This is a genomic window from Psychrobacter sp. UBA2514, assembly GCF_002341255.1.
Lineage (GTDB): Bacteria > Pseudomonadota > Gammaproteobacteria > Pseudomonadales > Moraxellaceae > Psychrobacter > Psychrobacter pacificensis.
The window spans coordinates 1-812 of record NZ_DDNS01000009.1; the positions used below are offsets into that span (position 1 = coordinate 1).

An 812-nucleotide genomic window follows, 5' to 3' on the forward strand; every position below is an offset into this window, starting at 1 on the left:
AGTTTTTTGGCCAGTTCAACTAATGCTTGATGGTCTTTTTGCGCGTGTTTGATCGCTAGATAAATCGTTAATTCTTCATTTACAGACCCATTGTTAAAGCTATCGACATGCGGCGTAAATACCAAATGACTCTGCTCATTTTTGCTATGACTAGCAAACAGCTCGCTTAGTTGGTTTAACTTATCTTGCAACGGTGCAAGCTTGCTATGCATATGTTGCTGCCACGCGCTTAGTAACTGCCCATCAGCCGTTAAAATAATGGCACCATGGGTCAATACTTGCCAACTGTCGAATGGCAGTTTCACGCGTTCGATCTCACTGCGGTCACGTGCTGTTACTACGATTAATTCAGTGCTATTGAGTAGCCAATTAAAAAAAGTCGCTTGGCGCTGACTCATAAAGCTTAGGGGCTCGTTTTGCTTATTGACTGTCGCACAAATTAAGTGTTCTGGCTCTGCAGTCGGGACTTGCCAAGCATCAATCTTGCGCTGGGTTTGAAAAAGTGTATCGTCCAAATCCATTAAGGCATAGGGTTTGATAATATCGGCGCTGGGCTTGAAAAATGGGATAGTCATGACGTCGTCCATAAACAGTAAGTATGAAAGTTAAAGAATGGTTTGAATTGTCGGACTTACCACCACCACATTATCCAAACCTTTCCACATCGCATCCACGCTATCCGTTGGTGTTTCTACACATAATACAATCAAGTCCCACTCGTCAGGGTCAACATTATAAGCAAAGTTGGTCATGCCAAGCCCATAATTATCATGAAAGCTCAGCATCGTAGTAATGGCGCCGCCAAGCGCAAT

At 43.5% G+C, this 812-nt stretch carries 2 protein-coding genes; both read right to left on the reverse strand.

Annotation, left to right across the window (positions count from 1 at the left end; genetic code table 11):
- Positions 1-575, reverse strand: a 575-nt coding sequence (locus tag B3V51_RS02860; RefSeq protein ID WP_286707922.1) for a hypothetical protein, incomplete at its 3' end; no start/stop codon positions are given.
- Between the two features lie 30 nt (positions 576-605).
- Positions 606-812, reverse strand: a 207-nt coding sequence (locus B3V51_RS02865; protein ID WP_286707923.1) for a TRSP domain-containing protein, incomplete at its 5' end; no start/stop codon positions are given.